The 1,178-nt window shown below is 39.9% G+C and carries 2 protein-coding genes and 1 pseudogene; 1 reads left to right on the top strand and 2 read right to left on the bottom strand.

Going from position 1 to position 1,178, the window contains the following annotated elements:
* Positions 1–363 (top strand): sulfatase/phosphatase domain-containing protein (locus BMY50_RS28270; RefSeq protein WP_377533773.1); only part of this gene is annotated, 363 nt, incomplete at its 5' end.
* A gap of 52 nt (positions 364–415) precedes the next feature.
* Here BMY50_RS28270 and BMY50_RS28655 read toward each other — a convergent pair.
* Positions 416–547: a hypothetical protein gene (locus tag BMY50_RS28655; protein ID WP_262496970.1), complete on the bottom strand. Its 132-nt coding sequence runs from the start codon at positions 545–547 to the stop codon at positions 416–418.
* 139 nt (positions 548–686) lie between these two features.
* Positions 687–1,178, bottom strand: a pseudogene (locus tag BMY50_RS27865) (ATP-binding protein); the annotation flags it as partial.

The raw sequence follows: 1,178 nt of genomic DNA, 5'->3' as shown, positions 1-1,178 counted from the left end.
ATTGATTGGTTTCCGACATTGGCAGAATATTGCCATATCGATTTACCAAAAAGAAAAATTGACGGAAAAAGCCTAGTGAAGCTGATAGCACAGAAGAATGGACAATCTCCGCACGACACATTTTACTGGAAAAGTGGTGGCACGAAGGATAGCCCACAATGGGCTGTGAGGCAAGGCCAATGGAAACTGCTGCATAGCCCAGCTCAGGCAAAGAAGGAGGAACTGGATAGTAACGGTTTATTCTTGGTAAACATAGAGAAGGATCCGGCCGAAGAAAACAACTTATCCGGGAAACATCCCGATGTGGTTGAAAAATTAAAAGACTTGTATGAAAAATGGGAGGCGGAGGTTGATGCGCAGTGATTTTGTGCTTTAGAAACTTGGTTGAGGTAACGATTTTAAACAATAGGTCAAATTATATGCTATTAAATAGTTCATCTACACTACTGAATTTTTTTTCTTTGCCTGTTTTCAATTCGTTCATGGCAGCAATGGTTTCCGTATTGGGCTCTTTGCTGACCTTTTTTACTTTGACAATTTGTGTCATTTTGGATGATCAACGTTGGTGCTATTACTTAGCCTGTGACGCCTGGAATATTGAAGGCCGATGTAAGCTTATTATGAGCTGTTCGCTCGAATTATGTATGCTGGAATGGTAGGCAATGACCAAGATGGTACTTCCATAACTAATAAGTCATTCCCAACTGCCAAAGCGGGATTGTATTCAAAAATCCGGATTCGATATCGTCTTTTACAAGATAACCTTTGTTGGTGTTTTGTAACTGCTTTTGGGTCTTCGTTTTTCCTCCGATTTCAAAGATCCTATCACCAACCTGAAAATCACCAATTGTTGATGCAATAACATCGTATTTAACACGTAGCTGGTTTAGAAAAAATGTTTCGCGAATATTACCAATATTTGCAGCGCTTTCAACTAAACCGTAAATAAGATTGGTATTATCCAGGTATATTTTATCAACCTTACCTAAGCCTCTTATCCCTCCGGTGTCATCCCGCAATTGGGCAATCATTCCCGCTTCTTCTATATATAGGCAATAATCAGCAATGTTATTTCTACTGGCAGCGAGCATAGTTGCAATATTGGAAAAGTTGGGTTTAAAAGGAACGCTCTTGGCAATGATGGCTAGAAGCTGTTTCATTTTCCGTCCTGTTGCTAC

It is taken from the genome of Olivibacter domesticus (genome assembly GCF_900109575.1).
GTDB classification, from domain to species: domain Bacteria; phylum Bacteroidota; class Bacteroidia; order Sphingobacteriales; family Sphingobacteriaceae; genus Olivibacter; species Olivibacter domesticus.
The sequence above is the reverse complement of the archived record's forward strand: the minus strand, read 5'-3'. Positions and strand labels throughout refer to the sequence as shown.